Below are 17,296 nucleotides of genomic sequence, written 5' to 3'. Positions count from 1 at the left end.
AAGCTTTACCCCGCCGTCACGAGGTCCGCGGGGAAGGCAATGATAGGATGCGGACGGCGTCGAAAGGAGGGCGATCGATGTACATCATCCTGAACATACTCGTCAGCGCCGCCGCCGTACTCGTCACGGGCCGGCTCCTCAGCGGAGTCTCCATCGACGGGTTCGGCACGGCCGTCGTCGTCGCGATCGTGCTCGGCGTCGTCAACGCGGTGCTGGGCCCGGTGCTCATGGCGCTGACCTTGCCCATCAACATCCTGACCCTCGGCCTCTTCACCTTCGTCATCATCGGGGTCCTGGTCATGCTGACGGCGGCACTGGTGCCGGGCTTCCGGGTCGCGAGCTTCTGGTGGGCGCTGGCCTTCGCGTTCGTGCTCGCCCTCGTCAACTCCGCGTTCCACGCGGTCACGCGGGTGTGATCCGGGGCCGGCGAGCTCACCCGCGGGCGGAGGTCGAGTCGAACCGGACGGCGTACAGCGTGTAGTTCGTCTTCTCCTCGACGCGGACCACGGTCCCCCGGACGTCGAGGACGCCCGACTTCAGGAGGCGCAGACGCGCGCGTATGGGCGCGCCCACGACGAACGTCTCCGTCGCGGCGAACCGCGCGCCCGACGAGGAGACGTCGACGAGGCGCGCGGAGCCGGCCGGCGCGGAGCCCCCGTCGGCGAGGAGCTCCAGAGTCGAATCGTGCCGCGCGCGCGGCGCGCGGCGCGCCTCCCGGGTGAACTTGGCCATGGTCATGTGCGTGTCCTCTCCGCCCGCATTGTAACGGGACGGGAGCGGCGCGGCCATTGCGGGCGCATGCCGGTCCTGTATCGGTCTCGTCTCGGCCGCCCGGGCCCTCAGTAGCGGTTGAACCATTCGAGGAAGGTCGTCGCGCCCGCGCCCTCCCGCCCCTGATCGCTGATCTCCGACTGGATGGCCCAGTGCGGCGCCAGCGACTTGCGCAGCGTCAGCTGCCGGCTCTGGTCGAAGTCGCTGCCGATCGTGAGGTTCGCCCCGCCCGGCAGGCGGAGCTTGACCGTCGTCGTCTTCGTGGCGGAATCGTAGCCGACGTGCTCGATCGGCGTGGCGCCGAACAGGTACAGCGAGGCGAGGCCGAAGGCGCGGCTCTCCAGAGCCGTCTCCGTGTTGCTCACGGAGGCGGTCTGCTCGGGGTCGAGCTCGGCGGGGCTCTTGCCGAAGATCAGGAGGGCGATGATGTCCTCGCGCTTCAACGGCGGGACGCTCGCCAGCTCGATGAGCGGCTTCTCCACGGTGCCCAGGACCATGATGCGGATCTCCACGTCCGGCGTCTTGTACCGCACGAGCCCCTCCAGCGCCCCGGGCCTGGACCCGGAGGACACCTCGATGTTCAGGTGATCGATCGTCGCGTTGCGCCGGAACAGCTCCACGTCGAAGGCCCGGACCGAGACCCGCCCCGCGGCCGCGGACGGCGGCGAGGTCAGGACCAGGTCGAGGCCGATCGGCACGGGATCCTTCGCCAGGTTCAGGAAGAGAACCACGGGCTTCTCGGTCTTCACGACGAGGCGGCCCCGCGGCGCCGCGAGCCGGGGGCCGGCGCGGCCGGCGGCGGGCCGCCCCGGCGCGGCCCCGTCCCGGGCTTCTCCGCCGGTCTTGATGCGCTTGTCGACGAACACCTTCGGCGCGCGCCCCACCTCGAGGCGGGGGACCTCGAGCGCGACCTCCTTGAAGATCAGCTCGCCCGAATGCTCGAGGGCGCGCCCCGGCGTCCCGGCATCCGCGGCCGCCGCCTCCCCCTTCGCCCGAAGGACGAGCCGCTGACGGCCGGCCGCGAGGTCCCTCGCGAGCTCGTAGCGCGCGGAGAGGCGCGCGGCGCGCGGATCGCCGCGGCTCCCGATCGCCAGCGACAGAGGGCCCTTCAGGACGTGGAAAGGAGCGGGGACGGCGTACTTCGTCTCCTTCAGGAGCGCGACGAGGTCCTCGAAGCGTGGCACCTTGACCGTCGCGCGGACCTCGTGGGCCAACGCCGCGTCCTTCAGCGGACGGTCGAGCCGGCCGCTGGCGCGGACCGCGGCGCTGCCCGCGACCTCGTACCAGGCCTTGACCGGCTCGACGTCGGCCTTCAGCGCGGCCTCGTACGTCCCGCCGCCGGCGCGTCCGTCGAGGGAGACGCGCCCCGTCAGGGACCGCAGCGACCGGAAGGGCCCCGCGGGCGTCCCGGCCGGGGTCAATTGGTAGCGGCAGGCCAGGCCGGCGGCGGACGGCCGCTGCGCCCCGGGGCCCAGCGGCGCGGAGCCCTCGCAGGCGTAGAGCCGCAGGGAGCGCAGCGGGCCGGTGGACGGCGAGACCTCGGCGGCGCCCGAGGCGGCGTAGCCCCGCGCGTCGCGCCGCGCCCGGAAGTCGGCCCGCGCCCGCCCTCCGGGCCGGAGGTCCGCGCTCCCGACGAGATCGACGAAGGTGGGCGCGCCGCCCTGGAGCAGGTCGGTCGCCGCGGAGAGCTCGGCCTTCAGGCGGCGGACGTCTCCGAAGCCCGCGACCCGGAGGTCCGCCGCGGCCGACAGCGGACGCCGGGCGCGAGGATCGACGACGGCGCGGAAGTCCCCGGCGACCGCAGCCGTCGAGGTCGTGAAGGTGAACGAGGACAGCTCGACGCGCAGTTCGCGCACCGGGGTCGCGTACAGCGCGGCGGGCGGCCCCCCCGCCCCCCCGCCCGGGCCGCGGCGGCGCAGGTCGACGCGGGCGCCGCCGGAGACCGCGACGAGGCGCTCGACGCGCTCGACGACCGGCCCGCGCCGCGAGTAGAAGACGACCGCGCGCAGCTCGAGCTCGGAGAAGCAGGCCGAAAACACCCCCGGCCGGTCGGCGACGCAGAAGCCGAAGGCGGTGAGGGCATAGCGGTGGCGGCGCAACGAGAGGGCCTCGGCGGAGAAGCGCAGGCTCGACCAGGCGGGCGCGTACGAGGCGCCGAGGACTTTGATCGCCGCGCCCACCGTCCGGCTCGTGAGCAGCGCGCCGGGCCTCGCCAGGAAAACGGCCCCGGCGACCGCGAGCAGCGCCAGGGGCGGGACCGCCAGGAAGGCCAGACGCTTCGCCCAGGCCCGCATCAGAACTCCCTCCCGTAGCTGAAGAAGAACTGCCAGTGCCGCGGGCCCGGCGCCGTGGCCGGGTCGCGCCGCCAGACCAGGCTGCGCGCGAAGGTCGCGCGGAAGGCGCCGATCACGGTGGGCCAGCGCGCGCCGAAGCCGGGCGCGTAGTACACGTCGGGGTCCAGCCGCAGCGACGAGCGCCCCGCCATCGCCGCGTCGAGGAACACGAGGGGCTGGAGCCGCCACGGCAGCAGGTCCCCCGCGCGCAGCTCCAGGCCCTGGTAGACGCCCGTCAGGAAGCCGCTCTCGTCGCCGAGCTCGCCCGGGCCGACGCCGCGGAAGTCGGAGTTGCCGCCGATGAAGAAGCGCATCGCCGGCGGCAGCCCCCGCAGCGCGGCCTCGCGGTCCCCGACGACGGTCGTGCCGATCCAGCCGCGAAGGCCGAGCACGGCGAGGGGCGGGTCGTAGCGCCCCACGTTCCAGAGCTTCTCCGTCCCGAGCCGGACGCGGTGCGCCGTCAGCGACGATTGGACCTCGGAGACGCGCGAGGCCGTGTCGAGCTCGGCGCGGAAGCCGCCGCGGGGCTCGCGCACGTGATGCTCGAAGAGATGGCTCGTCGCCTCGAAACGGGTGTTGAAGGTCTGGAAGTACGAGTCCTGCGGGCCGACGCCCCGGCGCGTGTCCGCGTACTCGAGGGCCGGTCCCGCGAAGAACTCCAGGTGCACGGTCTGGTCGTCCCAGGTGAGCCCGGGTCCCGCCGAGATCACGTAGGAGACCGTCTCGAAGCGCGGCTCGTCGGCGCGCGCCGCGACGGCGCGGGGCAGGAGGTACAGCCTCGAGGAGGGCCTCAGGTAGAAGCGCATCCGGCCGTCCAGCGACTGCTCGCGCTTCGAGGCGAAGACGGTCGCCTCCGCGGCACTGGCGCGCCAGCCGATGCGCGAATGGTTCCAGCGCGCGCGCACCCGCGCGAGGCCCTCGGTGTCGATGCCCACCCCGATGCGGATCAGGCGCGGCGGGGCCACGGCCACCCGGTGGACGATGCGCACGCCCCCGGTCCCGCAGGACACGTCGTACGCGGAGTTCAGGAACAGCGCCTCGCTGACGATCCGGTCCGAGGTGAGCGCGAACAGGCGCGGGTCGATCGGACGGCCGCGCTCGAAGGCCTCGTAGCGCCGGAAGATGCCCGGGTCGATCCCCTCGAGGACCGGCTCCTCGATCGCGCGCGCGTCGTGCGTCGTCCCGCCGGAGAAACGGGCGACCACCTCGCCGGAGCGCGCGTCGGCCGACATCACGACCTCCGGACAGGGATACCCCTGGTTCTGGAGGTCGCCGGTCACCGCCGCCTTGACATTGTCGAGCATCGCCGGCGTCAGCGGCGCGCCGACCACGCGCCGGCGCTTGCTCAGGTCGATCCCCGGCGGCAGGTTGTCGCCCTCGAGACGCCGGATCGGGGTGATCGTTCCCGTCTCCACGAGAAGGCGGCCCTCCCTCTCGATGAACGACGGGAACAGGAATCCCCGCTGCTGGAGGAAGGCCGTCAGGAACCCCCGCGCCTGCGCCCGCGGGACCTCCCGCCACGCCTCGCTCTCGGGATCGCCGCACACGAGCCGGCGCTCGACGGCGGTCAGGGAGACCGCGGCGCCCGTGATCCCGACGCCCGGGCACAGATCGGCCGCCGCCGCGCCGCAGCGAAGGAGCAGGGCGAGGCCGGCCAGAAGAGCCGCACGGGTCCTTTCCGAGGTCGGTCTGGGTATTCGACGCCTCCTTTCCGCGGGTTCGAGGGGTTCTGACGGCGCACGTCCTTAGAGAAGCAACGAATCGTCCTCTCTCGCGGACGGCGGTGATGGGAAACCCGGCCGTGATGTTGCTTGCGGGACGAAATGATAAGATGCGCCATCGCCGTCCTATCAGGAGCGCCACCATGAAAACTCCCTCTCTCGACAGCTTCAAGTCCCGCAAAACCCTGACCGTCGGACCGCGGAAGGTCGACTATTTCAGCCTCGCCGCCTTGGCGGAAAAAGGCTTCGACCTGTCCAAGATGCCGTTCTCGATGAAGATCTTCCTCGAGAACCTGCTGCGCCACGAGGACGGCGCGGTCGTCAAGAAGGGCGACATCGAGGCCGTAGCCAAGACCGTCGGGACCAAGCCCGCCGAGCGCGAGGTGTTCTTCATGCCCGCCCGCGTCGTCATGCAGGACTTCACCGGCGTGCCCGCCGTCGTGGACCTCGCCGCGATGCGCGACGCGATCAAGAAGCTCGGCGGCGACGCCAAGCGCATCAACCCCTTCCAGCCCGTCGACCTCGTCATCGACCACTCCGTGCAGGTCGACTTCTTCGGGACCTCCGACGCGTTCGACAAGAACTCCGAGCTCGAGTTCTCGCGCAACAAGGAGCGCTACTCCTTCCTCAAGTGGGGCCAGAAGGCGTTCTCCAACTTCCGCGCCGTCCCGCCCGAGACCGGCATCGTCCACCAGGTCAACCTCGAGTACCTCGCCAAGGTCGTCTGGACCTTGGACGGCCTGGCTTACCCCGACACCGTCATCGGCACCGACTCCCACACCACGATGATCAACGGCCTCGGCGTCGTCGGCTGGGGCGTCGGCGGCATCGAGGCCGAGGCCGCGATGCTCGGCCAGGCCATGCCCATGCTGATCCCCGAGGTCGTCGGCTTCCGCCTGACCGGCGCGCTCTCCGAGGGCGTGACCGCGACCGACGCGGTGCTCACCGTCACCGAGATGCTCCGCAAGAAAGGCGTCGTCGGGAAATTCGTCGAGTTCTACGGGCCCGGCGTCGCGGGCCTGGCGCTCGCCGACCGCGCGATGATCGCGAACATGGCCCCCGAGTACGGCGCCACCGTCGGCTTCTTCCCCGTCGACGACCGCACGCTCGAGTACCTCCGCGTCTCCGGCCGGCCCGAGGCGGACGTCTCCCTCGTCGAGGCCTATTGCAAGGCGCAGGGGATATTCCGGGACGAGCGAAGCGAGCCGTCCTTCGCCGAGACCTTGTCCCTCGACCTCGCGAAGATCGTCCCCTCCGTGGCGGGGCCGAAGCGCCCCCAGGACCGCATCGAGCTCGGCTCGGTCAAGAAGCAGTGGCTGGCGGCCGACCTGCCCGGCTTCCTGAAGGAGAAGGACAAGAAGGGGAACACCCCCGCTCCCGCCGGCACGCAGGTCGCGGTCAAGGACTACAAGCTCGGCCACGGCGCGGTCGCGCTCGCGGCGATCACGTCCTGCACCAACACCTCCAACCCCGGGGTCCTCATCGCCGCCGGCCTCGTCGCCCAGAAGGCCGCCGCCAAGGGCCTGAGCGTCAAGCCGTGGGTGAAGACCTCGCTGGCCCCGGGCTCGAAGGTCGTCATGGACTACCTGAAGTCCGCCGGCCTCGTCGAGCCGCTCGAGAAGCTCAAGTTCCACCTCGTCGGCTACGGCTGCACCACCTGCATCGGCAATTCCGGCCCGCTGCCCGAGGAGGTGGCCAAGGCCGTTTCGGAGACCAGCCTCGTCGTCGCCGCGGTGATCTCCGGCAACCGCAACTTCGAGGGCCGCGTGAACCCGCTCGTGAAGGCGAACTATCTCGCCTCGCCGCCGCTGGTCGTCGCCTACGCGCTGGCCGGGAACGTCGACATCGACCTCGCGACCGAGCCGCTCGGGACCGGGAAGGACGGGAAGCCCGTCTATCTCAAGGACGTCTGGCCCACCAACGACGAGGTCGCCAAGGCCGTCGAGAAGCACGTGACGCGCGAGACCTTCGTGCGGCAGTATAAGGACGTGTTCGCGGGCGACAAGAACTGGCAGTCGCTGAACGTGAACGCCTCCGAGCTCTACACGTGGGACGAGAAGTCGACGTACGTGCGCCTGCCGCCGTACTTCGCGGACCTCGACCTCAAGCCGCGGGCCCTCGACGACATCAAGGGCGCGCGCGCTTTGGCCGTGTTCGGGGATTCCGTCACGACGGACCATATCTCGCCGGCCGGGAACATCGCGAAGGACTCCCCCGCGGGACGCTACCTGGAGTCGAAGGGCGTGAAGTCCTCCGACTTCAACAGCTACGGCGCGCGCCGCGGCAACCACGAGGTCATGATGCGCGGCACCTTCGCCAACATCCGCATCAAGAACCTGATGCTCAAGGACGTGACCGGCGGCTACACGATGCACATCCCGTCGAAGCAGCAGCTGGCGATCTGGGACGCCGCCGAGAAGTACCAGGCGGAGAAGACGCCGCTGATTGTGATCGCGGGCAAGGAGTACGGCACCGGCTCCTCGCGCGACTGGGCCGCCAAGGGCCCCGCGCTGCAGGGCGTCAAGGCCGCCGTCGCCCAAAGCTTCGAGCGCATCCACCGCTCGAACCTGGTCGGCATGGGCGTCCTGCCCCTGCAGTTCCTCGAGGGCGAGTCGGCCGCGACCCTCGGCCTGACCGGCTACGAGACCTTCGACGTCCTGGGCCTCGCCTCGGTCAAGCCGCGCGGCCATCTCGTCGTGCGCGCGACGGACGAGGCGGGCAAGACCAAGGAGTTCAAGGTTCTGTGCCGCATCGACACGCCGATCGAGCTCGAGTACTACCGCTGCGGCGGCGTGCTGCGCTTCGTGCTGGGGCAGATGCTGGCCGGCTCGGGCAAGACCCCCGTCGCGGCGTGAAGAAGGCCGTCCCCGAGCTCTTCGAGGACATGCCGAACGTCGGCGCCGCGACGGCGGCCGATTTCCGCCTGCTCGGCCTGAAGGTCCCGGCCGACCTGCGCGGGCGCGACCCGTGGAAGCTGTACCGGGCGCTGTGCCGGAAGACGCGCTCGCGCCAGGACCCATGCGTGCTCGACACCTTCATGGCCGCGGTCGCCTTCGCCGAGAACGGCGACCGGCGGCCGTGGTGGGAGTTCACCGCCGAGCGCAAGGCGCGCTACGGCGCGGCCCTAGCGAAAAAATAGAAGAGGCCCGCCGGCCAAGGCGAGTCCCGATCCGCTATTTCCCCTGCGAAGGCCAGGTCTTTCGGACCGCCTTCAGGATCGAGTCGGCCACGGCGCGCGCCGACTCCTCGAAGGTGTAGACGCTCGTCGAGTCCGAGCCGGACCAGAGGATCTCCCCGGTCGGCACGTAGACGAGCCGGGCGGTCACTCCCAGGCGGCCGTACGTCGTCACCGTGCGCGGCTCGCGGCGCACGACGCGCGTGGTCCGGTAGCCGGACAGCTCGGTGACCTCGGTGTTCGCGAAGGTGCCGTCGGGCTGCTGCACGCGCTTGGTCCGGCGGACGTAGACCGGGTCCTGATGGGTGTCGACGACGTCGGCCCGGACCAAGGACTCCCGCGGCTCGCGGAAATCGGTGATGCGCCCGAACAGGAGAGCGTCCACGCCGAGCAGGCGGCCGATCTCCTTGGCCGCCTTGGGGTCCCCGGCGGAGAGCTTCTTCTCGCGCAGGACCTTGTCCACCTGCCCGCGCTCGACGAGACCGTAGCCCGCCGCGAGCAGGCTCTGCTCGAAGGCGCCGGACAGCGCCTCGCCCGAGCCCGGGCTGCCCCCGTGATCGGAGAAGCCGACGACGGCGACGCGCTTGATCCGGGAGAACTCGAAGTCGGATTTGATCGCGACCGTGGCCGTGCCGCAGGCGCCGAGTGCTAGGACGGCCGCCGGGACGAGGAACAGCTGTCTCATTGTTTTATTGTAGCCCTAAACGGCTAAAAGAACCCATCAATAATGGACTAAACTTAAACGATGCCCTGGAAGCTCCTGGCGGACCTGGTGCTGGCCGTCCACGCGGCCGTGGTGGCGTTCAACGTCCTCGGCCCGCTCTGGTGCTGGAGGCGCCCGGCGTGGCGGACGGCGCACCTCGTCTCGCTGGGCGCGACGCTGGCGTTCATGGCTTCCGCCGGCCGCTGCCCCCTGACGGACCTGGAAAACAGCCTTCTCGAGCGGAGCGGCCCCGGGGCCGCCTACGCGGGCGGCTTCATCGCCCGCGGCCTCGAGAAGCTCGTCTATTGGAACGTCACGCCGGGCCTTCTCGGCGCGGCGACGGGGGTCTGGTTCGTCCTCTGGCTGGGGTTGTACGCCCGTCTCCGACGCCGCGAGCGCCGCTAGCAGGCTGCTGAAAAAGCCCTAACGGTGGGGCCGACCAAACCACAAAGACACGAAGACACCGAGTTTGATGGGTTTAAGGCCATCTTCTCTTAGTGCCTTAGTGACTTTGTGGTTCGTTTTTATGGATGGGGAGGTTTTTCAGCAGCCTGCTAGAGCGCCCACCGCGAAACATCAACGCCTCGATCAAGCGAATGAAGCACTAGACGTTATCTCGATTGAGAACATACACCGCGGAAGCGAACTCTCCACGGTAATAGGCGCAGAAATCGGCAATCCGGCGATCGCATGTCACGATAACGACGTCATTTCGAGAGTCCCGGTGCTTATCTGCAAATTCCGTCGCCATGCTGATGATCAGCGCGTCGTGAGAGCTCAGCCAATCTCCAGAATTTCTCGGTAAACCCAACCGGTGATCGCGAATAAAAATCTCCTCTATGTCCTCGAAGTGGCGCCGTTTTAGTTCATAAGACGAGATGATCCGATCTTTACTGACGTCGTTCAAAAGCGCGTCACGAAGACTCCTGAACGCGGCGGGATTCGGAATCTTTGAGGTTGGAGTATTTATGAACGAGCGCGCTAGCGTCTAGAAAGTAAGCCCGACTAGGCACTTACCAGCTCACGCAGCTTTTTGGCGGGAATGACTTTGACGGGCTTGGGAAGCGCATCGATACGAGCAATATGTCGAATCCACTTGGAGGGCAGCTTTCTCACCGCCATCTTCCCAAGTTTTCGTTCGAACAATGCTTTATAAGTCATAGCGGAAGTTTAGCTCGATTCCACAAAATCGACAAGGGTCCTAGGACCTATCCTAACCTTTGCGCAGCTTGAAGCGGCCGAGGCGGAAGCGGTGCAGGTTCAGCTCGGACTTGCCGCCGACGATGAGCTCGGCCATCGACTTGCCGATGACCGGCGCGAACTTGAAGCCGTGGCCGGAGAAGCCGGCCGCGACGAAGCCGTTGGGCGCGTCGGGCAGGCGGTCCATGATGAAATCGTCGTCGGGCGTGTTGTCGTACCAGCACACGTGGCCCTCGAAGTCGACGAAGCCCGCGAGCTCGGGGATGTACTGCTTGAGGAACTTGCGGCAGGCCTTCTCGAACTTCGGGGACAGCGTGCGCATCTCGTCGGGGTTGGCCGCCTTCACGACGGGACCTTTGCGGTGGTCGCCGATCTTGATGAAGCCCTGGATGTGCACCGGGAAGCCGTAGAAGCCGGAGGCCGCGCTCGCGAAGACGGGGAAATGCTCGGGGCGGTAGCGGCCGCGGCCCTCCTGGGGTCTTAAGAACAACTGTTCCTGCTTGGTGATCTTGATCGGGACGCCCCAAGGCTTGAGCAGCTCGTTGGACCAGTAGCCCGCCGCGAAGAGGAACTTGTCGGCCTCCCACGCCTTGCCCGTCGAGTCCTTGACCGACTTGATCCCGTTCTTGTCCCTCTGGATCGAGACGACCTTGACGCCGTTGCGGATCTTGACGCCCTTGCGCTGGGCGATGGACGCGGTCGCGGCGACGGCGCGGCTGGCCCAGATCATGCCGCCGTCCGGGTGGAACAGCGCCCACTTGAAGGCGCCCGAGCGGTACATCGGGTAGCGCTTCTTGACCTCCGGGGGCAGGAGCTTCTCGAAGCGGACCTTGCGGTCCTGGAGGACGCCCAGGCTGTGCGCCTCGTAGCCGGCGGCCTTGGGCGCGAGCTCCAGCACGCCGTTCTGCAGGAGGAGGGTCTCCTCGGAGAGCGTGTTCAGCTCGAGCCACATCGGCAGGGCCTTGAGGGCCATCTCGGTGTAGAACGAGTCCTTGCCGTAGGTGAGGCGGAACACGCGCAGGTGGTCGCCCGAGGCCGCCCATTGGTTGGGGACGTCGCGCTGGTCGAGGAGGGTGACCGTGTGGCCGAGCAGGGCGAGATGGTAGGCCGTCTGCACGCCCATGATGCCGCCGCCGACGATGATCACCGAGTTCTTGACGCTCATTTGAGAAACCGTCCTCCGATCCGTCGCGCGACGCCTTCCGGCGGCGAGCCGTGGCCGACGCGCAGCCATTTCCCGCCCTCCGCCTCGGCCATCTCGCCCAGCTCGACGTCGGCCGTCACGACCGTCGTCTTCCCGCCGCTCCATTTCCGGGAACGGACCCGGTCGAGGATCAGGTCGTCGGCCTTCAGCTCGCGCGTGAAGCTCACGCGGAAGTTGTCCGGCCGCGGGCCGCCGAGCGTCCGGAAAGCCCCGTCGTAAAAGAGCTCGACTTCGATGTCCCCGCCGGCGTCCTCGCACAGCTGGGCGAAGATCACCGTGACCCGGTCCGTGTCCGCGTCCTCCTGCGCCGCGTGGGCCGGGCCGCCGTAGCCGTAGGCGGTGCGGACCAGATTCGTGCCGTCGACGCAGAACAACCGGCTCATCTTTGGATATTTTAGCAAATCGATAAGGCGGGCCGCGGAGTCCAAAAATCGTCAAGGAAATGCGGCCCCAGGACCCTTGACGCCCTCATCCCAGGTCTTTACACTCACAAGGAATCATCGCCCGATAGAATGAAGCGTTTCTGCGCGCCCGTCGCGCTCGCCTTCCTGTTGGCCCTGTCGCCCGCGCGCGCCGCGGACGACGCCCCCGCCGACGCCCCCGCCGCGACGCCCGCCCCCGCGGCGCTCAATTGGCGCGTGGCCCCGGCCGACGCGACCCTCGGGACCGGGGCGTCGCTGAGCGGCCTCGCCGGCGCGCCGTCGCGCGGGCTGCTGCGCGACTTCAAGATGATCCTGGAGGGCCAGCCCGAGAGCAAGGCCAGGACCGAGCTCGCCGCCGCCGTCGACGACATGATCAAGGGGGCCGACGCGGTCAAGCCCGCCGAGCGGCAGATCTGGATCGACAACCATCTCGGCGAGTTGAACAACACGGTCCGCCATCTCCCCCAGGACGCGCCCAAGGCTTTCGCGGCGCAGGCGGCGGCCCAGGCCGCCGCGCTCAACAACCGCGCCGAACGCTGGGCGGACGGCCGCGAGCTGGCCGGCATCGCGCTCACCTACGACCCCGCGGACAAGGACGCCCTGATCAGCCGCTCCCAGGCCAGCTCCGCGCTCAGCGACTTCGCGCGCGGCTACGCCGACGCCGACGCGGTGCTGCGCCGCCTGCCGAGCGAGGGCCCGGCGTGGACCGCGCGCGCGGCCGCGTCCTACGGCCTCGGGAACTACCTGCAGGCCGTCGAGGACGCGAGGCGCGCGCTCGCCATCGACCCGAACGACAAGACCGCCTTCGCCCTGATGAAGCTGTCCGAGGGCCGCACCGCCGCCGCCCCGAAGTTCGAGAACACGAGCCTCGCCCAGTCCGTCGAGCGCGAGTACCACGGCATGGTCCAGCAGCTCAACCAGGTCGAGGCCCTGCGCCAGGCGCCGCCGGAGCTCCCGGCCGAGAAGTCGGTCCGCCGCTTCATCGAGACGGCCGGCAGCAAGCTCGCGGTCAAGGACTACCACGGCGCCATCGGCGAGGCCGACAAGGCCCTGGAGGTCGAGCCGGACAACAGCGACGCCTTGTTCTACCGCGCCGCCGCCGAGAACCTGCTCGGGCGCTACGGCGACGCCGACCGGGACGCCTCGCGCGGGCTGTCGATCTCCCCCTCCGCCGCGTTCCTGCGCGACGCGCGCGCCTGGGCGTACATCCGCATGGGGCGCTTCACCGACGCCATCTCCGACGCCAACCACTCGCTCGAGATCGACCCGAAGAACCCGTACGCCTACGCCAACCGCGGCCACGCCCACGAGGGGCGCGGCGACTACGAGGCGATGGCCGCCGACCTCAAGACCGCCGCCGTGCTCAACGGCCAGTTCGAGCCCGACTACCGCGACTCGACCCGGCGCCACGGCCTGATCCCGGCCCAGCTGACGCGCGACGGCGAGCGGCGGCCCTTCCTCGACGCGGCGCTCCCGCCCCGCGCGCGCTCCTTCGGCATCGTCCTGCTCTTCACCGTCGCCGGCGGGCTGCTCATCGGCTTCGGCCTCATGCACGTCAGCAACGGCCTGCGCGGCGACCGGGAGAAGAAGGCGCGCGCGCCGTCGGGCATCGAGCTCCACTACGAGCTCGGCAAGGCGATCGGCCACGGCGGCATGGGCATCGTCTACGAGGCCCGCGACAAGCGCCTCAAGCGCCAGGTCGCCATCAAGATGCTGCGCGACGAGTTCCTCCTCGATGCCGAGGCCAAGAAGGCCCTGATCGAGGAGGCCGCGATGGTGGCCGAGCTCCAGCATCCCTCGATCGTGGACATCCACGGGGTCGAGCAGGACGAGCGCGGCCTCTACCTCGTCTTCGAGCGCCTCGAGGGCTGCACTCTCGACGAGGTCATCACCGAACGGAAGGTCCTGCCCCTCCGCGAGATCAAGCGCGTGCTCGGCCCCGTCTGCTCGGCGCTGACCTACGCGCACGGGCGGGGCGTCGTCCACCGCGACCTGAAGCCCGGGAACGTGATGCTGACCAAGGACGGCGGCGTGAAGGTCCTCGATTTCGGCATCTCGCGCCACGCGGCGCTCTCCGGCAAGGCGGCGACGACGCAGAGCGTCGTCGGGACGCCGCACTACATGGCGCCGGAGCAGGAGTACGGCGTCATCCGCCGCGAGAACGACGTGTTCGCGCTCGGCGCGGTCCTCTACGAGATGGTGACCGGCTCGCGCCCGTTCGACGGCACGACGCCGGCCAAGCTCGCCAAGAGCTACCTGCGCCCGTCGACGCGGGTGCCGGGCCTGAGCCCCGAGCTCGACGCGCTGATCGACCGCACGCTCGAGCCGGACCCCGACAAGCGCCTCGCCACGCCCGCCGAGTTCTGGACCGCCCTCGAGGCGATCAACGACCGCCGCTCCCCGGCTTAGAGCGGGCGGCCGCCCGCCTCACTTCGGAGGGCGGCTCTTGGCCGAGCACGCCGTGCTGAGACCGAACGGCAGATACGCCGGGCACCAGCCGAGCGCGGCGGTCAGCAGCGGCGCCAGCCCGATGAGGCCGAGCGGACTGTGAAAGCGCCAGCCGGCGGCGAGTATTCCCAGACCGACGACGACGCGCGCGACGCGATCCGACTTTCCGACATTCGATGAGAGCATGCATCCTCCTTGCTTGTTGCGGCCTGAAGAGAGGATAGCGCCGCCGGCGCGCCCGCGTCGGTGACTAAGTCACACGGCGCGGCGCTCGAGCGCGGCGCGGTCGAGCACGCGAACGGAGCGGCGCGTGAGAAGGACGAGGCCCTCGCGCTCGAACTCCTTGAGGAGGCGGCTGACGACCTCCCGGGCCGTGCCGATCTCCGATGCAAGGGCTCGATGCGTCACGACGAGCTCGCCCCCCGCCGCGGACGCCAGCCGCGCCGCCAGCCGCGCGTCGACCCGTCGAAAGGAGATCTCCTCGACGGTCAGGATGACCTCGCTCAGCCGCTTCGAGAGCAACGCGAACACGTAGGCCCGCCATGCCTCGTGCCGCGCCATCCAGTCGCGAAAACGGGGAGCGGGGATCAGAAGAACGACGGCGGAAGACTCGACGGACGCCTCGGCCGGGAACCGCGCGCCGGAGATCACGCAGGATCCGGTCAGCATGCAGCTCTCTCCGCGCCCGATCCGATAAAGGGTCACTTCCCGGCCGCTCTCGCCCGACTTGAAGACGCGCAGCTCCCCCGAGAGAACGAGCGGCACATAGGCGCATTCCTGGCCTTCTTCGATCACGCTCGCGCCCGCCGGGAACGAGCGGCAGACCCCGAAGCGGAACAGGTCCTCCTGCGCCTGCCTGCCGGCGCCTCGAAGGAAAGGCAGCGCCCGCAGCGCGGCGGCGCGCTCCGTCTCCGTGAGCATCAGGATGGCCCGGTAACGCCCAGGAAGATCGTGTGGCGCTCGTTGCCGCCCGCCTCCGAGGAGTTCACGAGCTTCTCCTCGACGTCGAAGCCCGCCTTGCGCAGGCGCATCCCGAAGCCCTTGTCGGGCGTCGACGACCAGATCGCCAGCACGCCGCCGGGGCGCAGGGCCGTGTAGGCCGCGGCCAGGCCCTCCTGCGAGTACAGCCAGTTGTTCGAGTCGCGCGTGAGGCCCTCGGGTCCGTTGTCCACGTCGAGCAGCACGCCGTCGAACTCGGCGAGCTCGGTCTGCAAGCTCATCGCCACGTCTTGAAGCCGCACCTCGACGCGCGGATCCTCGAGCGGCCGGCCCGCCAGGTGCGCGAGCGGGCCCTTGTTCCACTCCACGACGGCGTGCATCAGCTCGGCCACGACGACCTTCCCTTTGGGCCCCAGTTCCTTGAGGGCCGCCGCCAGCGTGTAGCCCATGCCCAGGCCGCCGATGAGGAGCTTCGCCTCGGGAAGGTGCGCGAGCCTCGAGCACACGAGCTTGGCGAGGTCGTCCTCGGACTTGTGGATCTCGCTGCTCATCAGCTCGGTGTCAGCCACCCAGATCGTGAAGATTCCGTCCTTCTTGGACAGGCGCAAGGTCGCGCCCTCTCCGGGGATGCGCACGCCGCCGAGCTCGAAGGTCTCTCCCATGGTCCGCTAGTGTAGCAAGTGCGGATTTGGCGCTAAGCTTCGATCTCTTTCGTACGTTCAGCTGCTCTCCAACTCGCACCGCTGCGAGTTCTCGCAAATGCTCCGTTTCCAACTGTTTCCGGAAACAGTCGCCGGGTTCAGCTCTTGGCGAGACCGGTGATGATCCTCCATTCGAGCGCCGTCACCGGTATCACCGACAGCCGGGAGCGCTTGAACAGCGCCATGCCCGCGAGTTCGGGCGTCCCCCGGAGCTCGTCGAGCGGGACCAGGCGCGGGAGCTTGGAGACGAAGCGCAGGTCCACCTGGAACCAGACCGGGTCTTTGGGCGTCGCGCGCGGCTCGTAGTAGTCGCTCTTGGGATCGAACTGGGTGGGGTCGGGGTAGGCGGTGCGGCTGACCTCGGCGATGCCCGCGACGCCGGAGGGCTTGGCGTTGGAGTGGTAGAACAGGACCTTGTCGCCGACCTTCATGCTCTTCATGAAGTTGCGCGCCTCGTAGTTGCGCACGCCGTTCCAGCCCTCGGTCCTCTTCTTCGCCAGGTCGTCGATGCCGAACACGTCCGGCTCGGACTTCATCAGCCAGAGGCGGGCGGCGGTCATTTGACGAGCAGGTCGCGCAGGTCCGCGAGGCGGAAGTACGACCAGACCCACGCCTTCCAGAAGGCGCCGGCGGCCCGGCCGCGCAGGCGCGACCAGGAGGTCGGCACCGGGGGAGCGAAGGAGTCCTTCGACAGCGCGGCGACCGCCGCGGGGTCGGGAGAGATGACGAGGTAGCCCTCGGCGAAGCTGTCCTTGACGACCTCGGGGGAGGGAGGCAAGGTCGAGGCGAAGCCCTCGATGTCCTTGAGGCGGTTCTCCGTCCAGTTGCGGTCGAGCGCCGCGGCGAAGGGCTTGATCGCGGCGACGCCGCCGTCCTCGGTGACGAGCTGATAGTCGATGTCGCTCGAGGGCCCGGACTGGCCGATCGAGTAGGAGCCGAGCAGCGCCATCGCGATCACGCGGCGGCCGCGGGGGAGGTCCTTGTTGACCTCGAGGATGGAGGCGACGACGGCCGCGCGGAAGGACGCCAGGACGAGCGGCTGGCGCGTCGCGCGGTGCTCGTCGATCCTCGCGAGCTGCTCGTCGGTGAGCATCGCGTCGATCTTCGCGGCGAGCAGCTCCGGGGCCATCGTCGGCAGCTCGTAGAAGACGCCGAAGGCCTTCTTGCGGTAGTAGCTGGGGCGCTCGAGCGGCACGACCTTGTCGACGCGGTCGAGATAGGCGAGGAAGGACGCGCGCGACTCGGGGTCCTTGGGGAAGTAGCGCTCCCAGAGCTTCACCGCCTCGCGCCGGATGGTCGCGCGGTCGGCCACCTGGGGGCCGGCGGTGCGCACGACGCCCGAGTAGGCCTTGGTGCGCCAGTCGATCCACATGCCCTCGAGGTCGCGCACGGCGCGCGGCTTGTCCGCGGTGTCGGCCTTCTGCTGCTGGACCATCGAGCGCAGGAGGACGGAGCGCGAGCCAAGGAAGAACTTGGTCGTCTCCCAGTGCGAGCGGCGCAGCAGCGCGCGCGCCTGCTCGGCGGGCACGGCGCCGTCCAGGATTGCTGGGTTCATGGTCGAGCATCCATCCCCCTCGGCGGCCCCGGCGCGGATATCCACATCGAGCCGTGAATGAGGCCTGTTTGAAGCCGTGCGCTCGATCGCGAATCCGAAGTTCGTCGAGCTGCGCACCACCCGG

17 protein-coding genes are annotated in these 17,296 nt (G+C 69.3%); 5 read left to right on the top strand and 12 right to left on the bottom strand.

Translation table 11 applies throughout. From position 1 onward, the window contains the following. The first annotated feature begins 77 nt into the window (after positions 1-77). Positions 78-416 carry a phage holin family protein gene (locus HYV14_14425; GenBank protein ID MBI2387184.1) on the top strand — a complete coding sequence of 113 codons (339 nt, stop codon included), beginning with the start codon at positions 78-80 and terminating at the stop codon, positions 414-416. A 16-nt stretch (positions 417-432) separates the two neighbouring features. On the opposite strand, the gene HYV14_14420 is transcribed toward HYV14_14425, so the two are convergent. The 3 genes from HYV14_14420 to HYV14_14410 form a co-directional block, all read right to left on the bottom strand. Next, complete coding sequence (locus HYV14_14420) at positions 433-738, bottom strand: PilZ domain-containing protein (GenBank protein ID MBI2387183.1); 306 nt, start codon at positions 736-738, stop codon at positions 433-435. 101 nt (positions 739-839) lie between these two features. Then, on the bottom strand, positions 840-3,065 hold the full coding sequence (locus HYV14_14415; protein ID MBI2387182.1) for a translocation/assembly module TamB domain-containing protein: 2,226 nt from the start codon (positions 3,063-3,065) through the stop codon (positions 840-842). Continuing rightward, entirely contained in the window at positions 3,065-4,651 is a 1,587-nt protein-coding gene (locus tag HYV14_14410; GenBank protein MBI2387181.1) for a hypothetical protein, read from the bottom strand. The genes HYV14_14415 and HYV14_14410 overlap by 1 nt, the downstream gene beginning before the upstream one ends. Positions 4,652-4,968: 317 nt before the next feature. Here HYV14_14410 and acnA point away from each other — a divergent pair, with 317 nt between their 5' ends. Together acnA and HYV14_14400 are read left to right on the top strand one after the other, a co-directional pair. Next, a complete protein-coding gene (gene acnA, locus HYV14_14405; GenBank protein ID MBI2387180.1) occupies positions 4,969-7,680 on the top strand; it encodes an aconitate hydratase AcnA in 2,712 nt (903 codons plus the stop codon). Positions 7,681-7,709: 29 nt separating this feature from the next. Beyond that, positions 7,710-7,964: a mitomycin resistance protein gene (locus HYV14_14400; protein ID MBI2387179.1), complete on the top strand. Its 255-nt coding sequence runs from the start codon at positions 7,710-7,712 to the stop codon at positions 7,962-7,964. A gap of 34 nt (positions 7,965-7,998) precedes the next feature. Here the strand turns inward: HYV14_14400 and HYV14_14395 are convergent, their stop codons facing one another. Beyond that, complete coding sequence (locus tag HYV14_14395; protein ID MBI2387178.1) at positions 7,999-8,685, bottom strand: hypothetical protein; 687 nt, start codon at positions 8,683-8,685, stop codon at positions 7,999-8,001. A gap of 60 nt (positions 8,686-8,745) precedes the next feature. Between HYV14_14395 and HYV14_14390 the strand changes: the two genes are divergently transcribed. After that, positions 8,746-9,108: a DUF2784 family protein gene (locus HYV14_14390; GenBank protein ID MBI2387177.1), complete on the top strand. Its 363-nt coding sequence runs from the start codon at positions 8,746-8,748 to the stop codon at positions 9,106-9,108. Between the two features lie 600 nt (positions 9,109-9,708). On the opposite strand, the gene HYV14_14385 is transcribed toward HYV14_14390, so the two are convergent. Genes HYV14_14385 through HYV14_14375 form a run of 3 tightly spaced genes read right to left on the bottom strand, consistent with a single transcriptional unit; the run spans position 9,709 to position 11,490 of the window. After that, entirely contained in the window at positions 9,709-9,864 is a 156-nt protein-coding gene (locus tag HYV14_14385; GenBank protein ID MBI2387176.1) for a hypothetical protein, read from the bottom strand. A gap of 52 nt (positions 9,865-9,916) precedes the next feature. Then, complete coding sequence (gene solA / locus HYV14_14380; protein ID MBI2387175.1) at positions 9,917-11,068, bottom strand: N-methyl-L-tryptophan oxidase; 1,152 nt, start codon at positions 11,066-11,068, stop codon at positions 9,917-9,919. After that, entirely contained in the window at positions 11,065-11,490 is a 426-nt protein-coding gene (locus tag HYV14_14375; protein ID MBI2387174.1) for a hypothetical protein, read from the bottom strand. Before HYV14_14375 ends, solA begins: the two co-directional genes overlap by 4 nt. Positions 11,491-11,619: 129 nt before the next feature. Here HYV14_14375 and HYV14_14370 point away from each other — a divergent pair, with 129 nt between their 5' ends. Beyond that, on the top strand, positions 11,620-13,938 hold the full coding sequence (locus tag HYV14_14370) for a protein kinase (GenBank protein ID MBI2387173.1): 2,319 nt from the start codon (positions 11,620-11,622) through the stop codon (positions 13,936-13,938). A gap of 18 nt (positions 13,939-13,956) precedes the next feature. Here the strand turns inward: HYV14_14370 and HYV14_14365 are convergent, their stop codons facing one another. The 5 genes from HYV14_14365 to HYV14_14345 all read right to left on the bottom strand — a co-directional run bounded on the left by HYV14_14365 (position 13,957) and on the right by HYV14_14345 (position 17,172). Further along, entirely contained in the window at positions 13,957-14,163 is a 207-nt protein-coding gene (locus HYV14_14365) for a DUF2892 domain-containing protein (GenBank protein ID MBI2387172.1), read from the bottom strand. Between the two features lie 69 nt (positions 14,164-14,232). Beyond that, complete coding sequence (locus tag HYV14_14360; GenBank protein ID MBI2387171.1) at positions 14,233-14,898, bottom strand: Crp/Fnr family transcriptional regulator; 666 nt, start codon at positions 14,896-14,898, stop codon at positions 14,233-14,235. Then, complete coding sequence (locus HYV14_14355; protein ID MBI2387170.1) at positions 14,898-15,578, bottom strand: hypothetical protein; 681 nt, start codon at positions 15,576-15,578, stop codon at positions 14,898-14,900. The genes HYV14_14360 and HYV14_14355 overlap by 1 nt, the downstream gene beginning before the upstream one ends. A gap of 137 nt (positions 15,579-15,715) precedes the next feature. Further along, entirely contained in the window at positions 15,716-16,177 is a 462-nt protein-coding gene (locus tag HYV14_14350; GenBank protein MBI2387169.1) for an EVE domain-containing protein, read from the bottom strand. Further along, complete coding sequence (locus HYV14_14345; GenBank protein MBI2387168.1) at positions 16,174-17,172, bottom strand: hypothetical protein; 999 nt, start codon at positions 17,170-17,172, stop codon at positions 16,174-16,176. Before HYV14_14345 ends, HYV14_14350 begins: the two co-directional genes overlap by 4 nt. Positions 17,173-17,296 lie beyond the last annotated feature (124 nt).

This window comes from Elusimicrobiota bacterium, assembly GCA_016182905.1.
Lineage (GTDB): Bacteria > Elusimicrobiota > Elusimicrobia > UBA1565 > UBA9628 > GWA2-66-18.
This window is presented reverse-complemented; position numbering and strand designations above follow the sequence as displayed.

Excerpts from the sequence above, each read along its gene's own strand:
- HYV14_14370 (MBI2387173.1), top strand. The coding sequence starts at position 11,620 with ATGAAGCGTTTCTGCGCGCCCGTCGCGCTCGCCTTCCTGTTGGCCCTG.
- HYV14_14420 (MBI2387183.1), bottom strand. The coding sequence starts at position 738 with ATGACCATGGCCAAGTTCACCCGGGAGGCGCGCCGCGCGCCGCGCGCG.
- HYV14_14390 (MBI2387177.1), top strand. The coding sequence starts at position 8,746 with ATGCCCTGGAAGCTCCTGGCGGACCTGGTGCTGGCCGTCCACGCGGCC.
- HYV14_14355 (MBI2387170.1), bottom strand. The coding sequence starts at position 15,578 with ATGGGAGAGACCTTCGAGCTCGGCGGCGTGCGCATCCCCGGAGAGGGC.
- HYV14_14375 (MBI2387174.1), bottom strand. The coding sequence starts at position 11,490 with ATGAGCCGGTTGTTCTGCGTCGACGGCACGAATCTGGTCCGCACCGCC.
- HYV14_14415 (MBI2387182.1), bottom strand. The coding sequence starts at position 3,065 with ATGCGGGCCTGGGCGAAGCGTCTGGCCTTCCTGGCGGTCCCGCCCCTG.
- HYV14_14365 (MBI2387172.1), bottom strand. The coding sequence starts at position 14,163 with ATGCTCTCATCGAATGTCGGAAAGTCGGATCGCGTCGCGCGCGTCGTC.
- HYV14_14425 (MBI2387184.1), top strand. The coding sequence starts at position 78 with ATGTACATCATCCTGAACATACTCGTCAGCGCCGCCGCCGTACTCGTC.
- HYV14_14395 (MBI2387178.1), bottom strand. The coding sequence starts at position 8,685 with ATGAGACAGCTGTTCCTCGTCCCGGCGGCCGTCCTAGCACTCGGCGCC.
- HYV14_14400 (MBI2387179.1), top strand. The coding sequence starts at position 7,710 with ATGCCGAACGTCGGCGCCGCGACGGCGGCCGATTTCCGCCTGCTCGGC.
- acnA (MBI2387180.1), top strand. The coding sequence starts at position 4,969 with ATGAAAACTCCCTCTCTCGACAGCTTCAAGTCCCGCAAAACCCTGACC.
- HYV14_14385 (MBI2387176.1), bottom strand. The coding sequence starts at position 9,864 with ATGACTTATAAAGCATTGTTCGAACGAAAACTTGGGAAGATGGCGGTG.
- solA (MBI2387175.1), bottom strand. The coding sequence starts at position 11,068 with ATGAGCGTCAAGAACTCGGTGATCATCGTCGGCGGCGGCATCATGGGC.
- HYV14_14345 (MBI2387168.1), bottom strand. The coding sequence starts at position 17,172 with ATGAACCCAGCAATCCTGGACGGCGCCGTGCCCGCCGAGCAGGCGCGC.
- HYV14_14360 (MBI2387171.1), bottom strand. The coding sequence starts at position 14,898 with ATGCTCACGGAGACGGAGCGCGCCGCCGCGCTGCGGGCGCTGCCTTTC.
- HYV14_14350 (MBI2387169.1), bottom strand. The coding sequence starts at position 16,177 with ATGACCGCCGCCCGCCTCTGGCTGATGAAGTCCGAGCCGGACGTGTTC.